Origin of the sequence: Streptomyces sp. NBC_01241 (genome assembly GCF_041435435.1) — a bacterium.
In the GTDB taxonomy this organism is placed as follows: Bacteria; Actinomycetota; Actinomycetes; order Streptomycetales; family Streptomycetaceae; genus Streptomyces.
This window is the reverse complement of record NZ_CP108494.1, coordinates 7397676-7414757: the sequence shown is the minus strand read 5'-3', so window position 1 is coordinate 7414757 and position 17082 is coordinate 7397676. Positions and strand designations below refer to the sequence as shown.

General features: G+C 69.6%; 13 protein-coding genes and 2 pseudogenes. 6 read left to right on the top strand and 9 right to left on the bottom strand.

From position 1 onward, the window contains the following. Positions 1–460: 460 nt before the first annotated feature. From OG306_RS33755 to OG306_RS33745, 3 genes are all read right to left on the bottom strand, one after another. A complete protein-coding gene (locus tag OG306_RS33755; protein WP_266749993.1) occupies positions 461–595 on the bottom strand; it encodes a hypothetical protein in 135 nt (44 codons plus the stop codon). Positions 596–914: 319 nt separating this feature from the next. Next, the gene (locus tag OG306_RS33750; RefSeq protein ID WP_266749992.1) at positions 915–1397 is read right to left on the bottom strand and encodes a hypothetical protein; all 483 of its coding nucleotides are present in this window, start codon (positions 1395–1397) and stop codon (positions 915–917) included. Between the two features lie 43 nt (positions 1398–1440). Beyond that, positions 1441–3594 (bottom strand): DUF4838 domain-containing protein, encoded by a 2154-nt coding sequence (locus OG306_RS33745; protein WP_266904849.1) that lies wholly within the window; start codon positions 3592–3594, stop codon positions 1441–1443. Positions 3595–4144: 550 nt separating this feature from the next. On the opposite strand from OG306_RS33745, the gene OG306_RS33740 reads away from it, so the two are divergent. The 5 genes and pseudogenes from OG306_RS33740 to OG306_RS33720 all read left to right on the top strand — a co-directional run bounded on the left by OG306_RS33740 (position 4145) and on the right by OG306_RS33720 (position 8772). Further along, entirely contained in the window at positions 4145–5287 is a 1143-nt protein-coding gene (locus OG306_RS33740) for an ROK family transcriptional regulator (RefSeq protein ID WP_266749989.1), read from the top strand. A gap of 207 nt (positions 5288–5494) precedes the next feature. After that, positions 5495–6301, top strand: coding sequence for a sulfatase-like hydrolase/transferase (locus OG306_RS33735; protein WP_266749987.1), 807 nt, complete (start codon positions 5495–5497; stop codon positions 6299–6301). Positions 6302–6714: 413 nt separating this feature from the next. Further along, the gene (locus OG306_RS33730; protein WP_327258537.1) at positions 6715–7668 is read left to right on the top strand and encodes a glycoside hydrolase family 16 protein; all 954 of its coding nucleotides are present in this window, start codon (positions 6715–6717) and stop codon (positions 7666–7668) included. Between the two features lie 346 nt (positions 7669–8014). Continuing rightward, a pseudogene (locus OG306_RS33725) lies at positions 8015–8323 on the top strand (ABC transporter permease); the annotation flags it as partial. Positions 8324–8367: 44 nt separating this feature from the next. Further along, complete coding sequence (locus OG306_RS33720) at positions 8368–8772, top strand: GntR family transcriptional regulator (protein ID WP_327258538.1); 405 nt, start codon at positions 8368–8370, stop codon at positions 8770–8772. A 69-nt stretch (positions 8773–8841) separates the two neighbouring features. Here OG306_RS33720 and OG306_RS33715 read toward each other — a convergent pair whose 3' ends face one another. From OG306_RS33715 to OG306_RS33705, 3 genes are all read right to left on the bottom strand, one after another. Next, entirely contained in the window at positions 8842–9399 is a 558-nt protein-coding gene (locus OG306_RS33715) for a DinB family protein (RefSeq protein ID WP_266749984.1), read from the bottom strand. A gap of 216 nt (positions 9400–9615) precedes the next feature. Beyond that, positions 9616–10122, bottom strand: a complete 507-nt coding sequence (locus OG306_RS33710; RefSeq protein ID WP_327349215.1) for a DinB family protein — start codon at positions 10120–10122, stop codon at positions 9616–9618. A 77-nt stretch (positions 10123–10199) separates the two neighbouring features. After that, positions 10200–11201 carry an aldo/keto reductase gene (locus tag OG306_RS33705; RefSeq protein ID WP_266749981.1) on the bottom strand — a complete coding sequence of 334 codons (1002 nt, stop codon included), beginning with the start codon at positions 11199–11201 and terminating at the stop codon, positions 10200–10202. Between the two features lie 114 nt (positions 11202–11315). Between OG306_RS33705 and OG306_RS33700 the strand changes: the two genes are divergently transcribed. After that, positions 11316–12206 carry a LysR family transcriptional regulator gene (locus OG306_RS33700; RefSeq protein ID WP_266904851.1) on the top strand — a complete coding sequence of 297 codons (891 nt, stop codon included), beginning with the start codon at positions 11316–11318 and terminating at the stop codon, positions 12204–12206. A gap of 49 nt (positions 12207–12255) precedes the next feature. Here OG306_RS33700 and OG306_RS33695 read toward each other — a convergent pair whose 3' ends face one another. The 3 genes and pseudogenes from OG306_RS33695 to OG306_RS33685 form a co-directional block, all read right to left on the bottom strand. Continuing rightward, on the bottom strand, positions 12256–12987 hold the full coding sequence (locus tag OG306_RS33695) for a class I SAM-dependent methyltransferase (RefSeq protein ID WP_371666040.1): 732 nt from the start codon (positions 12985–12987) through the stop codon (positions 12256–12258). A 112-nt stretch (positions 12988–13099) separates the two neighbouring features. Continuing rightward, positions 13100–13729, bottom strand: a pseudogene (locus tag OG306_RS40980) (SpoIIE family protein phosphatase); the annotation flags it as partial. Positions 13730–14521: 792 nt separating this feature from the next. After that, positions 14522–16972, bottom strand: a complete 2451-nt coding sequence (locus tag OG306_RS33685) for an MFS transporter (protein ID WP_266749976.1) — start codon at positions 16970–16972, stop codon at positions 14522–14524. Positions 16973–17082 lie beyond the last annotated feature (110 nt).

Sequence of the window (17082 nt, the reverse complement as noted above, 5' to 3'; positions counted from 1 at the left end):
GATCTCGGCTCAGTCGTACTTCTTCAGCCGCGACTCGTTTCCGCGGCCCAGCGTGCTTTAGTACTGACTGGCGTCGTGATCACGGGAGCTTTTCGGCCGGATGATTTCGGCCGCGATCAAGCCGGTATTTCCGTCGCCGCCACAGTCCAAGGCAGATTCCAGCACGTGCTCACGAATCGTGGCCCTCGCCACTCCTCATGCGATGACGAAACGCGAGAAAATGTTCATTACCGTGCTTCCTGAAACTGGATCAACCGGGCGGGGTCGGCACTTTCCAACCCCGAGGTGGCGCTCGGGGACACGAGGGTTTCGACAGGACACGGTGCACGAGAATTTGCTCGCCCCTTCTGCCGGACGACAGGTTCGCGCGGACTTTACGACCGGCGGCACAACCCCGTCATCGGCTGAATGTCGGGACGATCCCAGCGCCAGCCCGACGAATGTCGAATCGTGGTCGTCTTCACGCCAGACGGTGTCGCGGGGCGATGCTCGAGATCCGGGCACGGGCGGAGATCTCGGCGGCCGACAGGTGGGCACGACTGGTGACGACGATCGCGACCTGCTTGCTGATCGACTGTCCGGCCAGGTCGGTCACATCGCGGCGGATGACTGTCCGTCAGGTGCCCGTAAGGCAGGCCGATGCCGTCGTCGATGGCGGTGGTCCACCGGTTGGTCCGCCCGTGGCCGGGCTCGCAGGTGATGCCATCGGGCACGGTGCCGATCAGTTTGCGTCCGATGGCGACGGCGGAATAAAGCCGCCAGCAAGGGCGTTGACGCACTGTCACTCAGCACCCGCACGCTCATGCGGCCTGCCCAGTCCGGTGTCGCCTTTCCTGAGCAACTCCGCCGAACCGGTCGGCGGCTACTCACGACCGGCCCGACCCGCAAGGGAGAACAGCGACCGGAGAAGCGCATCATGGGTGCGCAGTCGCACCCATGATGCGGATCCGGCGACTGCCGTGCTCGATCACCGCGAACACGAACAGCCGCCCCGGACAAGGTGTTGCCTCCTCGAGCATCCGGTCACCGAGCCCGAACATCTTGGTCCGGTAGACCGACCGTCCGGCGCCGGCGAACATCGTGCCGCTGACCTTCGGGTCGCTGATCACCGGCGGGTAGAACTCTGTCGCGGGGTGCCAGCCGGCACCGTCCTCGGTGGACACCTCCACCTCGGCCTTGCCGATGTTCGCAGAGGCACCGGACCGGGTCGCGAAGGCCAGGTCGAAGTGGCCGGCGGTGCCGCCCTTGGCGGTGTTCTCGGCGTGCAGGTCGAAGCCGTGCCTCGGCCGGAGCAGCGCCAGGTTCTCCTTCCCGTTCGCCGGACGGGCGGACTTGGACGTCCACGCGGTGCTGGTCTGTGCGGACAGCGGGAACCACGCCGGGTGCTCGGTGTCCATGGTGAGCCGGTAGGTCGCCGGGTCGAGGCTGACCGGCAGGTTTCTACCGGACCACAGTGATGGAGCACTGAGCCGACGTCAGTTTCCCGCCATCGGCGTCAAAAGCGACAGTGACGGCGTAGTTCCCGGGTGCGACGTCGGTCCCGGCGCTCAGGCGGACCGTTTCCGAAACCTCGAGCGGGCCCGAGGCTCGCAGACGGCCCTGGGTGCGCTCGGCGGTGAGTCCCTGGGGCGTGACGAGTGTCCACTCCACGCCGTGCCCCTGGAAGTCGACGTCCTGCGCCGTGATCGTCATATCGACGGAGGCCCCCTGGCGCACGGTGAACTGGATCTGCGGCAGGTAACCCCACGCCGGGGAGCGGTACTGCTTGGCAATCTGCGCCCGGGTGACCTGTTCGCCGTAGCGCGGGGTGGTGTAGAGCGACTCGAGCTGGATGCCGTTGAAGCGGTGCCGCTGGGTCAGCTGGCGGTAGCGGGCCATCGCCTGCTGCTTGCCTGCCTGATCGTTGGCCTGGGCGCACAGGGTGATATCGATGTCGGCCAGGGCGAGTTCGCAGCCCCAGGCGAGCCGGTCGAGGACGATCGCGGCGGCGCTGGTCCCGATGGTCTTCGCTCGCGCCGCGGCGACATCGGCTGCTGCAGCCTGGTACTTGCTCCGAAGGGCCGCCCCTTGGCCGGGTGTGTTGAGGACGTCCGGGTCGTCCGCGGTACGCAGCAGGTAGTCGGCCACCTCTTGCGCTGCCGGCCCGAACCGCGTGGGCAGATAGCTGCTCATGAAGTCGTCGTAGGTCAGCGTCGGATTCCATGCACTGCGGGCGCCGAACAGATGGATCGCCTCGAACTGCAGCCAGTTCGCCGGTTCGGAGTACGCTCCGATGCCGTTGACGCCGACGCTGCGGTACACGTCCGCGTCCTGGGCGAGGACACCGATCGGATTGCCCAGCTCGCGCCAGCGGTAGCGGCGCGAGTAGTCGTAGATCGCCAGTGTGCCCGGGTGGGCCGCGCGCCACCGACGCAGCACGTCCAGGTGGTGCGCGTTGACGGCCGAGGACGGATCGCCCAACGGGACGGAGTACGTGCGTCCGTAGGCGGCGAAGTCGATGAGCACCTTCGGGTCGAATGTGTACCCGGCCGTGGGCGTGTCCAGCCCGGCGCCATACGCGATGCGTTCGACCTGGACGTGCAGTCCGGCGTCGGCGAGGGCGGATACGAGCTTGTTCACAACGTGAACTTCGGCGTTGGTGGCGGTGCCGAACTCGGCGAGGGTGGCCTTCGGCCACGTCGCCCCGTCCGGAGGCCAGCAGTCGAAGATGGCGATCTCGGGCCGGGCCCGCAGATAGGTGACGACGTTGGCGATGTACTGTGATACCGCCGCGTCGTCGTGCACGTTGAAGACGTTGACCCCGGGAGTGTAGTACTGCGGGTAGTCGGCCCGGCGGAGAAATGCGTCGTACCCGTGGCCGCCGACTTCCACGATGATGCCGCGCTTGGCGAGTTCTGGTGCCATCCCTGCCGCGAAGTCCTCGTAGCGAGTGACTCCGGCCCCGTAGTAGTCATACGGAAAGACCAGGACGTTGAGCCGCTGCTTGCCCATCCAGTCGATCAGCGCGGTGAGGCTGGACTGGCTGATGCTCCAGCCCTCCTCGATCGCCTTGCGCCGCACCGGCCAAGGTGGGGTGACCAGGCTGGTCTGGGCGCGGACCGTGATGTCGACGGTCTGCGGCACGGTCTCGGCGGCACCCTGGTAGTAGCTGAACTGCGGTGCGAAAAAACCGACTCCGAACTGCTCCAGCAGCGCGTATGTCGCGTACACCACGCCGCGGTCGCCCACACCGCTCAGCAGCACGCCGTGCGGGGTGGCGCTGACCAGGTAACTGTCCGCGACCTGGTCGCGCAGCAGTGTGTCGGCCTTGGACAGCCAGACCGGCGGGACGGTGGTTGCCTGGCGTCGGCTGCCGGGCAGCACGAGCACTCCGGAGGTTGCCGTCTGGGGCTGTTCGGGCCGTGCACGCAGGACCTGAAGGCGGGAACCGCTCATCCGCTCTACGTAGTCAGCCAGTTCAGAGGCCGCGAAACGTGCGGTGGCGCCGCCCCACCACAGCACCGTCGCCTTGCCACGGCCGTTGTGGACGAGCCGGAACGCGGCTTCGGGCCCGATGTCGTCCGCCGCCCGGGCCGGCGTCCCGATGGTTGTCACGGCGACGGCTCCGGTCACGCCGGCAAGAAACGATCGACGCTTGAGGTGTTGCATGGCGCCTCCTGGTGTCAGGCATCGGGTGTCATGGATGTGGGGGCATAGCGCTGGCCTGCGCCTTGTGCGGGTGATGTGCGGTGTTCACCGTCCGCAGCGGAGGCTCGTTCGAGCATCGGGTGGTGCGGGGTACTGCGGTGTGTGGCGAGACAGTGACGGAACAGGCTCAGGAATTATTCCGAAAACGGATCGTATTGAGTGCGAGGCAAGGACGGCAAGAGGTCTGCACCGGAATCCCGTCCCGGACGGTTGCAGCCGGTCCTCTCTCCAGCCGCGACCTCTGTGCCCGGCCGTCGCCCCCCAGCCCCCAGACCCATGATGACCCGTGTATCAAAGGTGCCACGTGGGTGTTGGTCAGAACGGACGGAGTGTGATCACCCAGGGTCCGTCCGCCACCACGCAAGCCCGACCCGCTGCGCCGGGAGGCCCCGACTACGACACCGGGTATTTCTTCCAGACTTTGCCCGAATAACAAGCAAGGGCGCATCATGCTGCGGTGACTGCTACTCCTGCCCGCCGCAACAGGTCGGCCTACGACGATCTCGTTCTCGCAGAGCTGCGCCGATCAGGGGCGCTCAGCCGCGCCGAGCTGAGCCGGCGCACCGGCCTGCCCAAGACCACGCTGTTCAGCATCGTCGCCGGACTGCTCGAACGTGGTGTCCTGGTCGAGCAGAGCGCCGACGACACCGCAGGGCGCGGCCGCGGTCGGCCGGCGACCCGGGTCGTGCTCAATCCTTCCGCCAGCCTGTACGCGGGGTTCGACATCGGCCGCAGCCGGATGCGCCTGGTCATCGTCAACACCTCGTACGAGGTGGTGGCCAGCGGCGTGCACGACGTGCCTTCCCCGGTGCGCGGCGACGTAGTGGCCCCGGCGGCGGCAGATCTGCTACGGCGGGCCGCCGGTGAGGCGGCGGTCGTCCCGTCGACGCTGACCGCGATCGGCGCGGGCCTCGTCGGAATCGCCGGCGTCGAGTGGAAGCCCAAGGAGATCGAAGCGCTGCGGACGCGCATCGCCGAGGAGTTCGGTGTGCCGGTGGTGCTGGGCAACAACTCCCGCGCCGCAGCCCTGGCCGAGGCAACCTGGGGCGCGGGACGCTCGGTGGAGGATCTTGTGTATGTGCGCTGGTCCACGGGAATCGGCGGCGGTTTGGTGGTCGGCGGTCGAGCCGTGGCCGGGGCGCACGGGTGTGCCGGTGAGATCGGCCATGTGAGCGTTGATCCAGGTGGGAAGCCCTGCCACTGCGGTGGCCGGGGCTGCCTTGAAGGAGTCGCCGGGGGCGCGGTACTGCTGGAGCATTGCGCCCGCCAGGGTCTTGCCCTTGCCGACCTGGACGCCCTGGTCGCCGCCGTGCGCAACCTTTCCCCGACGGCGACCCGGGTGGTCTCCACCGCTGCCGACCGGCTGGGCCGGGTAGTGGCCGGGACTGCGGCGCAGCTGGACCCCTCACGGATCGTGGTGGGAGGGGAGTTGGCGCAGCTGGGGTCACTGGTTCTGGACCCGATCCGCCAGGCGATCGGCCGGCTGGCCCTGCCGCGTGCGGCGGGACGGGTGGATGTTGTGCAGGCGGATCTGGGAGTCAACGCGGCGGCTCTCGGGGCGGTGGCGCTACTGCTTCGGGAGGAGCCGACAAGGGCGTGAGGGGACGGTCGGCGATTACAGGGTCGCCGACCCCTTGTGGACCAGACCTCCCCTAAATATGATCCGATCCAGGAAAAAAGTGGCTGCCGAGAACTCTCCACCACCTCCTCCTACGGCCCAGCCTGACGCACTGTCCCACTCGCTCCTCCCCCAGGGGCCGATCGGAAGGTCCGTCTGCCTGTGTTACCCCGAAACCTCCTGTTCCTGATGACCGACCAGCACCGGGTCGACACCTTGGGCTGCGACGGCAACGCCACCATCAGCACTCCCGCGCTCGACTCCCTTGCAGCCGAGGCCACGCGGTTCGACAGCTTCTACACCCCTACCGCCATCTGCACCCAGGCCCGCGCCTCACTGTTCACCGGACAACACCCCTTCCGCCAAGGCCTGCTGGTGAATCCCGAACGCAACGGCGGCGGACGCGACGCAGTCGAGGACGGATCGCCGGTGCTCTCCCAGCCGCTGCTGGCGGGCGGCTGCAACATGGGCCACGTGGGCAAGTGGCACATCGGCCGCGCCCGCGGTCCCGAGTACTACGCGATGGACGGCGAACACCTTCCCGGGGCCCTCAACCCCGTCCACCATCCCTCCTACGAGGCGTGGCTGGATACCAAGGGCTACCCCCCGCTTCGCAGTCAAGGACGCGGTATTCGGCTCGGCGACGAACGGCACCGGCCGCGGTCACCTGATCGTCGGCCGCCTCCAGCAGCCGCCCGAGGCCACCGTCGAGGCCTACCTCACCGACAAGACCCTCGAGTTGCTGGACCGCTACGCCGACGCCTGGCACACCGACGCCAAGCCGTTCATGCTGTCCTGCCACGGGTTCCGGTCCTCACCTGCCCTACCTCATCCCGGACGAGTACTACGACATGTACGACCCGGCATCGGTACCGCTGCCGGCCTCCATGTCCGAAACCTTTGCCGGTAAGCCCGACGTGCAGCGCCACTACTCCGTGTCCGATTCCTCCGGATGGGCGCTGGTCCAGTCGTCCGCCTGCCGCAGCACGGTGGTGAGCACTCGAAGCGCTCGGCCTCCGTGACGTACCCGGTGTCCTTGATGAAGTCGGCGCCCCCGACAGCTCCGCCGGTCACATCGGATTCCGGTGCGCCTACTCCGGCTGACCGCATACGCCCAGATCCCTTTCGCCGAGTCGCCCGATTCCGTCTCTCGGTGCCGCAGAGCGCCGAAAGACGACAGCCAGATCCGGTCCACCCGGGTGGACCCCCGCCGACGAGGAGAGTCCAAGGCCTCGGCACCCGAACGTCCCCACCGTGCCACCCATGGACTTGGCAAGCGGGCCTTCGTCGGTTCCCAGCCGAGTACCTGCCGCCGACGCCCGCCGACCGGCCGGACCGACCCCGCGGCACCTCAAGTCGCGGTAGCACCACCTGTCGCACCGTCTCCACATCACAACAGGAGGAACTCCATGTCGCACCGCCCCTCCCGCCTGCACATCGCAGCCGTCCTCGCCGCTGGCGCCGGCCTGTTCACCAGCCTTCTCACCACGCCGCCGGCATCCGCAGCCGAGGACAGCGTCGAGACGCAGCACGGCATCAGCGCCGGCCCCACGCCGGAGCAGGCATTCTTCGAGGACTTCTCCTACACCGGCTCGACCGACCCCCGCCTGGCAGAGCGTGGCTGGAGCATCAAGACCGGCACAGCCCGCCCCGGCGACCCGGGCGCGACATGGTCGGCGAGCGGGGTGACCTTCCCCACCTACGGCAGCCGCCACCTGCTCCAGCTCAGTTCCAGCACCAACGGCACCCCGGCCGGCACCACTCAGGCGCAGCTGAGTCAGCAGCAAAAGTTCTTCTCCGGCACCTACGCCGCACGGGTCCGCTTCAGCGACGCGCCCATCAAGGATGGCCCGGACGGCGACAAGGTGGTGCAGGCCTTCTTCACCCTCTCCCCGCTCGCTTCCCCCATGGACCCGAAGTACAGCGAATTGGACTACGAGTACTTGCCCAACGGCGGCTGGGGCTCTCCGGGGAGCACCATGTACACGACCTCTTGGTACACCTACCAGCTGTCGCCCTGGGTCGCCGTCAACACACACACCGAACTCGCCCAGAGCTACGACGGCTGGCACGACCTGGTGATCCAGGTCGGCGACGGGCATGTGAAGTACTACATCGACGGCGCGCTGTTCGCCGACCACAGCGGGAAGTACTACCCGCGCACCCCGATGGCGATCGACTTCAACCAGTGGTTCATCCCTGGCGGCCTCCTGGCCAACAGCACGCCGCGTACCTACCACGAGCAGGTCGACTACGCGTACTTCGCGAAGGACACCATCCTGACCCCTCAGCAGGTGCACGCCCAGGTCGTCGCCTACCGCAAGGCGAACGTGGACTACACCGACAACGTGACGTCCCCCTGACCTCCCAGGTGGTGAAGCCGGCGAGCGGTAACCATCTCCGGGAGCGTCTGGAAGCAGGTCATGTCGTCATCCCCCGGTCGGGGAACACACCACCGGCCGGCTCACCGGAGTCGAAGCCGTGGTGGACCGGGACCTCACTGCCGCCCTGCTCGCCGAAACGGTCAGGGACGACATGCCGCTGATCCTCACCGACACTCCCACGTCCTGCTCGACTACGGCATCACCGAGGCTTGTCCGCTGCACAGCACCTCTCATGCCAACTGCGCACGCCAGCGCGGTGATCGGGCGCGTCGGCAAGCTCTTCCGGATCGGCGACGTGCTGCTCGTCGCGTTCGCTGCACGAACTGCGCCCTCGCGCCTCGTCACCTACCCGCTCGCCGCCGACCTGCCCGCACGGCTGAGCGTGTCGCACGAGGTGGACCGCTGGATCGGCTCGGCCGACGGCCATCTCTACGGCTGGGGCCTGTGCGCCAAGACCACCGAGGCGGCCTCGGACGCCTGCAACAAGGAGCACGGCATCGTCAACAACGTCGTCGAGTAACTCGGTTACGACCAGATGCCGGCCATGCAGTGGACCGGGGCGGGCATCCTGCTCGCGGCCACCGCCGTACTCACCGCGTTCACAGTGTGGCGGGTCTCCCGGAGGCCCCTCTAGGACCCGCACCGCAGGTGCATATTGTTTCGGCAGTCCAACGGGAGGTGAAGACGGTGGTCGTATTCCGCATCGACAGACGCAGCGGAGTGGCAACGTACCTCCAGATCGTGCGACAGGTCGAACAGGCGCTGCGGATGGGCGCCCTGGAGGAGGGCGACCGGCTGCCCACGGCAGCGCAGGTCGCGGCGGAGACCAAGGTCAACCCGAACACGACCCTCAAGGCGTACCGCGAGCTGGAGCGCGTGGGCCTCGCCGAGGTACGGCAGGGAGCGGGCACCTTCATCACCCGCTCCCTCGCCCCGGCCCAGGAGGGCCCCGACGCCCCGTTGCGCACCTCGCTCGCCGCGTGGCTGGACGAGGCGCGGCCCCAGGGCCTCAGCGGCCAGGAGGTCACCGCCCTCTTCCAGTCCGTCCACGCGGCGGTGTATCCGTCCGGGACCGACGACTGAGAGCCGGTTCCGTACTCCTCGTCCACGAGGTACGGACGTACTCCTCGCCCACGGAGTGCGGAACCGTGCTCAGTCCTGTCCGGGGTAGTCGCCCGTGGCGCCGTCGGTCCGCTCGCGCAGCAGATCCGCATGGCCGTTGTGGCGGGCGTACTCCTGGATCATCACCAGGTACACCCAGCGAAGGCTGACGAGCCGGCCGCGGGTCTTCGACCGGAACGTCTCGTCGAGATCGCGCCCCGCGACCGCGGCCTCGCACGCCTCGACCTCGGCGCGGTACGCGGCGAAGTCCCGTTCCGCGTACGCGGCGTCGACGCCCTCAATGCCTTCGTCCCCGTCCTGGGGACCGGCGAAGACGTCACCGATCGGCTCACCGGCGAAGCTCCGCCGGAACCACCAGCGTTCGATCTCCGCCATGTGCCGCACCAGGCCGAGGAGTGTGAGGTTCGACGGTTCGGCGGTGGTACGGGCCAGTTGCGCCGGGTCGAGTCCGGCGCACTTGGTGAGCAGCGTCTCCTGGTGCCAGTGGAGCCAGCCCTCCAGCATGACGCGCTCGTCCGCGGTGCCCGGAACGTTCAGCTGGTCGCCGTCGGATGTCGTACGTTCGATGCTGGGCGCCGTCCAGGTCATGGTGGCCATCCTCGCACCGGGCGATCCCGTCCATCCACTTCACGACCGGGATCCCACGCGCGTAAGTCTCCTTCGGCGCACCGGGTACGGCGACGGCCGCCAGGATCAGTTTCGACACCCACCCGGGGCGGGCGTGCGCCGCGGCCAGGGCGTATCCGCCGCCGCCCGAGATGCTCGAAGCCCCGACCACCCGTAACCCCCTGGAGCCGGGGGTGTTCACTCCCCGGTGACGCCGTCGATGCTCTCCCTGAGCAGGTCCGCGTGGCCGTTGTGCCGTGCGTACTCCTCGATCATGTGAGTGAGGATGTACCGCAGCGAGAACACCTCGTCGCCGTAACTCCCGCGGATCTCAAGGGACTCTGCGGTCTCCACGGTCGCCCGCGAGCGCGCGCACTCCTCGTGCCAGATCCTGAACGCCTCATCGGGGTCGGCGGTTTCCACCTCGAACTCGGCGAACTCGCCCGCGTTCGGCCCGGGCCAGTGCGGCGGCGCCACCTCATCCTTCAGCACGCGACGGAACCACGAACGCTCCACCTCGGCGAGATGACGGACCAGCCCGAGCAGGGTCAGGTCCGAAGTGGGAACGGCCGGCCGCCTCAACTGCTCGGGCGTGAGCCCGGCACACTTCATGGCCAGGGTCTCGCGCTGGAACTGGAGGAAGCCGCTCAGCGACGTACGTTCGTCGCCCGACTGCGAAGGGTACGTTCTCTTGTCGTCCTGCATCGAGTCATCATGCCCACCACGACGGCCATGCGCTCGATGATTTCGTCGCGCCCGGCGGCAGGGGCGCGCCGGGTCGCTCAGCCGGCGCCCTGACCCTTGAGGATCTCCTCGATCCGGACCAGCTCCTCGTCGGCGAACTCCAGGTTGCGGACCGCCTCGACGCTGTTCTCCAGCTGGGCGACGCTGCTCGCTCCGACCACGGCTGAGGTAATCCGGCCGCCCCGAAGCACCCACGCGAGCGCCATCTGCGCGAGGGACTGTCCCCGTGCGGATGCTACCTCGTCGAGTGCCCGCAGTCGCTCCACCAGCTCCGGAGTGACCGAATCGGGCGTCAGGAAGGGGCTGTCGCCCGCCGCGCGCGAGCCTTCCGGGATGCCGCGCAGATAGCGGTCGGAGAGGATGCCCTGCTCCAGCGGCGAGTAGGCGATCGAGCCGGTGCCCAGCTCGTCCAACGCCGTGAGCAGACCGTCCTCGGCCCGGCGGTCCAGCATCGAGTAACGCGGCTGGTGGATGAGGAGCGGGGTACCCAGCTCCTTGAGGATCCGGGCGGCCTCCCGGGTCTGCTCGGGCGCGTAGTTGGAGATGCCGGCGTAGAGCGCCTTGCCCTGCCGTACCGCCGAGTCGAGCGCCCCCATCGTCTCTTCGAGCGGGGTGTCGGGGTCGGGACGGTGGGAGTAGAAGATGTCGACGTATTCGAGCCCGAGCCTGGAGAGGCTCCGGTCCAGTGACGAGAGCAGAGTCTTCCTGGACCCCCACTCCCCGTACGGGCCGTCCCCCATCAGATAGCCCGCCTTGGTCGAGATGACGAGCTCGTCCCGCAGCCGGGCGAAGTCGGTCCTCAGCGCGCGCCCCATCGCGGTCTCGGCAGCGCCGGGCGGCGGTCCGTAGTTGTTGGCGAGGTCGAAGTGGGTGATGCCCAGATCGAAGGCGCGGCGCAGGATCCGCCCCTGGGTCTCCGGCGTCCGGTCGCCGCCGAAGTTGTGCCACAGGCCGAGGGAGAGCGCGGGCAGCAGCAGCCCGCTGCGTCCGGTGCGCCGGTAGGGCATGGCGCGGTAGCGGTCGACGGACGGGAGGTACATACGGGCTCCACGGAAGAGGGGGCGGCTGCGGTACGCGGAGTCCAGGTTCGCCGACCACGATCCAGCAGTCCAACAGGAGATTTTGCTGGGATTCAGCGACTACATTGCTCAATCATGGAATTGCGTCAGCTGGAACACTTCGTAGCCGTCGCGGAGGAACAGCACTTCACCCGCGCCGCCGAGCGCCTCGCCGTGTCGCAGTCCGGTCTGTCCGCCTCCGTCCGGGCCCTGGAGCAGGAGCTCCGGACCCCGCTCTTCAGCCGCACCACACGCAGCGTGCGGCTGACCGAGGCGGGCCGCGCCCTGCTGGTCGAGGCCGAGCGCACGCTGGCGGGGGCGCGGGCGGCGCGGGACGCCGTCGACGCGGTACGGGGGCTGCTGCGGGGCATGCTGTCGGTGGGCGTCGAGCAGTGCGTGGCCGGGTTGCGCCTCCCGCGTCTGCTGGCGGCCTTTCACCGCAAGCATCCGCTCATGGAGATCCGGCTCCGTCAGGAGGGCACCACCAGTCTGGTGGACGGGGTGGCCGGCGGGCGGCTCGATGTCGCCTTCGCCGCGACCGTCAGTCCGGTCGAGTGGCGCGGCGAACTCCTCCCGCTGGCGCGTGAGCCGATGGTCGTCCTCTGCGCCCCCGGCCACCGGTTCACGGCGGCGCGCGGTGTCGCGTGGGGTGAGCTGCCCTGTGAGTCCTTCATCGACTTCCATCCGGACTGGGGTCCGCGCCGAGCGGCGGACGCGGCGTTCGCCGCGGCGCGGGTGCGGCGCACGGTAGGGCTGGAGGTCAATGACGTGCACAGTCTGCTGGAGCTGGTGCACGAGGGACTGGGGATCGCGCTGGTGCCGCACCACTTCTCGCGCAAACCCGAGGCCCGCGGGCTGGTGACGGTGGAGCTCGAAGGGCCCCGGCCGCCGTTCTACGAGAGTGTCGTGGTGCTCCCGGCGGCCCGGGCCATGAGCCCGGGCGCGCGGGAACTGATGACGCTGCTCCGGAGCGGCGACGGGACGTAAGGACGAGCGACGGCCGGCCGTCGGAAGCTACGGGTACGGCGGCCGGCCGTCAGGCCGCTGCCGGTGTGGCGGCCAGGACGAACCAGCGGGCGGGCAGCTCGATGCGGGTTCCATCGGGCAGCCGCTCGGTCTGGGCCAGGGCGGTTTCGCCGCCGGCCAGCGTGATCAGACCGGCCGCCCGCAGCAGCTGAGGCACCTCCTCCTCCGTGGCGCTCGCCGGATTCAGCCCGTGCTCCAGGACCCGGCGCAGTTTCGCGGGCGGTCCGTCCGGGCCCTGCGCCACCTGCTGGAGCACCGTCTTGGAGGCCGGGGTCAGCTCGGCGACGAAGGCCCGGCCCCGCTCCCCCAGCAGCGTCGTGACCGCAGCGGCGACGGCGGGCCTGGCCTCGGCCTCGCTCTGGTGGATCACCGCGCGCATGTACACATTGGTGTCGCCGATCCGTTCGTGCAGCGCCGCGACCGCCTCCGCGTCGGCCAGGTCGAGCTGGTCGAACTCGGCGACCTCGTCGGGATCGGCGCGGCGCGCGTGCGTGATCGCGGCGTGCGAGAGATCCACCCCGATCGCCCGGGGGAAGCGGGTGGCGAGATAGCGGGTCTGGGTACCGTTCCCGCAGCCGAGGTCGACGACGGGCAGCGAGGCGTCGGCGTACGGCAGGAGCAGCTCGCTGTGGGGTACGGAGCTGAGGGAGGGGTCGGCGTCCCAGATCGCCTCACCGGGCGTGTCCGAGGTGGCGGACCAGAAACCCTCCCACGCCTCGCGGTATCGCAGCGACACGCCCATATGCACTTCCAAGTCCGTTTGTTCCGAGGCAATTTACTCAGGTACGGACTATCGTCCCGGGGGCGGCCGCGGCAAGAGCGTCCACCACATTCACCGGCCGCGGCGGCACCCTTCACACGGTGTGCGACCGGGGGCGCGGGACACGGCCGAGCGCCTGTTCGAACCAGGCGGTCTTTCCGTGTGCCGTGGTACTGGTGCCCCATTCACGGGCGAGGCCGCTCACCACCCGCAGTCCCCGGCCCGACTCGTCGTCGGCCGTGGCGTCGAGCAGGGTGGCCGGGGCGGGTTCGTCGTCACTGACCTCGCAGAGCAGGGCGCGGGTACGGACCAGGCGGAGCCCGATGTGGTGGGTGCGGCCGTACTTCACGGCGTTGGTGACGAGCTCGCTGACCATCAGCTCGGCGGCCTCCACCGCGTCCGGCAGATCCCAGTCGAGGAGCTTCCCGCGCACCAGACGCCGGGAGCGGGCCACTTCCCTTGGATCCAGGGCCAGTTGCCACTCCGCGACATTGCCGTCCGGGATGCCGTTCAGCCGGGCCATCAGCAGCGCCACGTCGTCCTTGCGGCCGCCGCTCGGGTTCAGGGCGCGGATGATCGTGTCGCAGGCGTCGTCCGTCGAGGCGGCGGGGTGCGCCGCGGAGGCGCAGAGCGCAGCGAGCCCGGCGCCGATGTCCTGGCCGCGGACCTCGACCAGACCGTCGGTGCACAGGACGAGACGGTCGCCGGGCCGCACCCGTACGGTCTCCAGGACGGGATAGCCCAGTTCGAGTATCTGAGCGACGATCCTGGTCGCCTCGTGGACGCTCATGCTGGGCAGGATCTCGGGCAGTCGGCCCGCCAGCTCCTGGTAGCCGGGGAAGTCGGTGTGCAGCGCGAAACCGGGAGCGATCGTCTCGGCCTCCGGGCCCTCGGCCCAGTCGGCGTCGCGCAGCTGGGCAGCGTCCGCGGCGAGCACGAGCAGCCGCCCGGTCCCGGGGCCGACCAGCGGGTAGGCCCACCACAGGACGTCGATCCTGCCATGCTCGGGTTCGTCGACCCGGGCCCGGCCGGCCGCCGGGTAGGCGACGGTCCCGCTGAGCAGCCCCTCGGGCTCGGGGCCGAACCCGTCGAGGTCCCCGTCGTCCTCGATTCCGACCGCCTGCCTCAACGCACCCGAGACCGGAAGGAATTCGCCAGCCGAACAGCCGACCGCCTGCTCCCTGGTGGGGCCGAAGAGCCGTCTCGCGCCGGACGACCAGTGCGAAACGAGCCCGTCCGCGTCGACCACGACCACGGCGAGCGGCACACGGCCCGCCGCGGCGTCGTGCTGCCGTGGTGTCCTCTGCGGCGGCACACCGAGATCCATGGGTGGAAGGCTCCTTCCCCACCGCAACTCTCTGCGGTACGTGACTCCACGGTACGGCCCCGGGTCCGGCGTCCGCCGATCATCGGCGCAATCACCCCCGGGGGGGCGCCCGGCGCACCCTGCCGTGCACGGCTCGGCGCGGTCCCGGCCGGGCGCCGGGCGGTGGGACCATGCCGTCCCGTGGAACGGTCAGTCCGCGTGCCCCAGTTGGAGGTCGCGTTCGGTCCGTCCGCCACCCGCGACCTGGAGGACGGTGGCCACCGGCGGATACCCGGCCGCGATCACCGTGTACTCACCGGTGGACAGGTCGACGAACCGGAACGCGCCGTCGGGCCCGGTGGTCAGGGTGTCGACCACATTGCCCGCCGCGTCCAGGAGTGTGACCCGGGCGTCCTCGACGAGCCGGCCGCCGCTCGCCCGTACGACGCCGCGCAGCACCGCACCACCGGCGAGCTCGATGTCCTGCCGGGTCTCCCTGGCGGCCTGCACGCTCACCGGCAGGGCGGCGGGCCGGAAGGCGGGGGCGCTGGCGGCCAAGGTGTACTCGCCGGCCACCAACTCCGTGATCACATAGCCGCCTTCGCGGCCGCTGCGGGTGGACGCGACCACTTCGCCGCGCACATCGGTGAGGGTGACGGCGGCATCGCGCACCGGGATGCCGTCGGCGGTGACGACGCTCCCGGCGAGACGCCCGGCACCGCCGAGCACCACATCGAGTTCGACGGGCCGTTCGCCCACGGTGACGCTGACGGCCTGCGGCTGGTGACCGCCGGCCGCGGCGATGAGGACGTAACTGCCGGCGCCGGGCACGCTCAGCGCGTACCTCCCGTCGTCCCCGCTCGCGCCCCGTCCAACCTGCTGTCCCTGGACGTCGATGAGGGTGAGGGCGGCGCGCGGGACCTTCGTACCGTCGGGGTGCTGGACGCTGCCGCACACGGGCACGCCCGACAGGTACACGGGCGGCGGAGCGGCGGCCGTGGCGCGGGCGGCGGGGATCGGTGCGGACTCGGCGGCGGTTTCGGGGCTGTGGTGGGACACCAGCGGTTTCTCCTTGAGGAAGAAGGCGAAGAACAGGCCGAGCGCGAGCACCGGCACGAGGTAGAGGAAGATCCGCGGCATCGCGTCGGCGTACGCCTGGATATAACTGTCGCGCAGCGCGGGCTCCATGGCATGGACCAGCTGCGGGGTGATCGACTCGGGGTCGGGCAGATCGGCGCCGGACGGCAGACGGACCGCGAGCGCGTCGGCGAGACGGCCGGCGAAGAGCGTCCCGAAGACGGCGGCGCCGACGCTGCCGCCGATCTGCCGGAAGTAGTTGTTCGCGCTGGTGGCGGCGCCGAGATCGGCGGGCCGTACGGAGTTCTGCACGGCGAGCACGAGTACCGGCATGATCAGGCCGATCCCGATGCCGAGCACGGCCTGCGCGATGCTGTATTCGAACCGCGGCGTGCCGGTTTCGAGCCGGGAGAGCAGCCACATGCCGACCACCGAGACGGCGCCGCCGAGGATCGGATGGACGCGGTAGCGGCCGGTACGGGAGATCAGCTGGCCGGAGACGACGGACGCGACGACGATGCCGCCCATCATCGGGAGCATCAGCAGCCCCGACTCGGTGGCCGTGGCGCCGTCGACCATCTGCAGGAACGTCGGCAGATAGCTGGCGGCGCCGAAGAGCGCGACCCCGACGACCGCGCCGACGAGCGCGGTGACATTGAAGATCGAGTCACGGAACAGCCGCAGCGGAATGATCGGTTCGGCTGCCCGGTGCTCGACGACGAGGAACAGCAGGGCCGTTCCGACGGCCCCGGCGCCGAGCCCCAGGATGGTGCGCGATCCCCAGGCGTACTCCGTACCGCCCCAGCTGGTCAGCAGCACCAGGCAGGTGGAGGCGGTCGCGAGGAGCAGCGCGCCGAGGACGTCGAGGCGGGGGCGGACCGTGGGCCGGGGGAGTTTCAGCACGACGGTGATGACGGCGAGGGTGATCAGGCCGAACGGGACGTTGATGTAGAAGCACCAGCGCCAGGAGGCATGGTCGGTGAAGAAGCCGCCGAGCAGCGGGCCGGCGACGGAGGCGAGGCCGAAGGCGGCGCCGATGAGCCCCATGAACCGGCCGCGTTCCCGGGGTGGCACGACATCCGCGATGATTGCCTGGACACCGATCATGAGTCCGCCGCCGCCGATGCCCTGGACGGCGCGGAAGGCGATCAGTTCGTCCATGGTGCGGGACCAGCCGGCCAGCGCGGAGCCGATGACGAAGACGACGATCGCGAACTGGAAGACGCTCTTGCGGCCGAAGAGGTCGCCGAGCTTTCCGTAGATCGGCAGCCCGATGGTGGAGGCGAGGAGGTACGCGGTGACGGCCCAGGACATCTTCTCCAGGCCGTGCAGCTCACCGACGATCTTCGGAAGTGCGGTGGCGACGATCATCTGATCGAGCGCCGCGAGCAGCAGCGTCAGCATCAGTCCCAGGAAGACCAGCCGGATGTGACGGGGGCTTGTCTCCGGCACGGGGGACGGAGCGGCGGCTGCCTCCTTCTCGGCGGGGAGCGGTGAGGGCTGCGGCATCGGCACCGTGGTCGCCGCTTCGGCGGCCCCCGTGCCGCCCGGCTCGTCCTCCAACAGAGTGATCCCACCCACCACGTGCCGCTCCCCTCGTCGCATCTGCGCCGCCCATTTCTCGCATCGGGCGACGAGCAAGGGCAAACGCGACGGGGGCGCTGACGGCGCACTCGGGGGGGCTTATCCCCCGG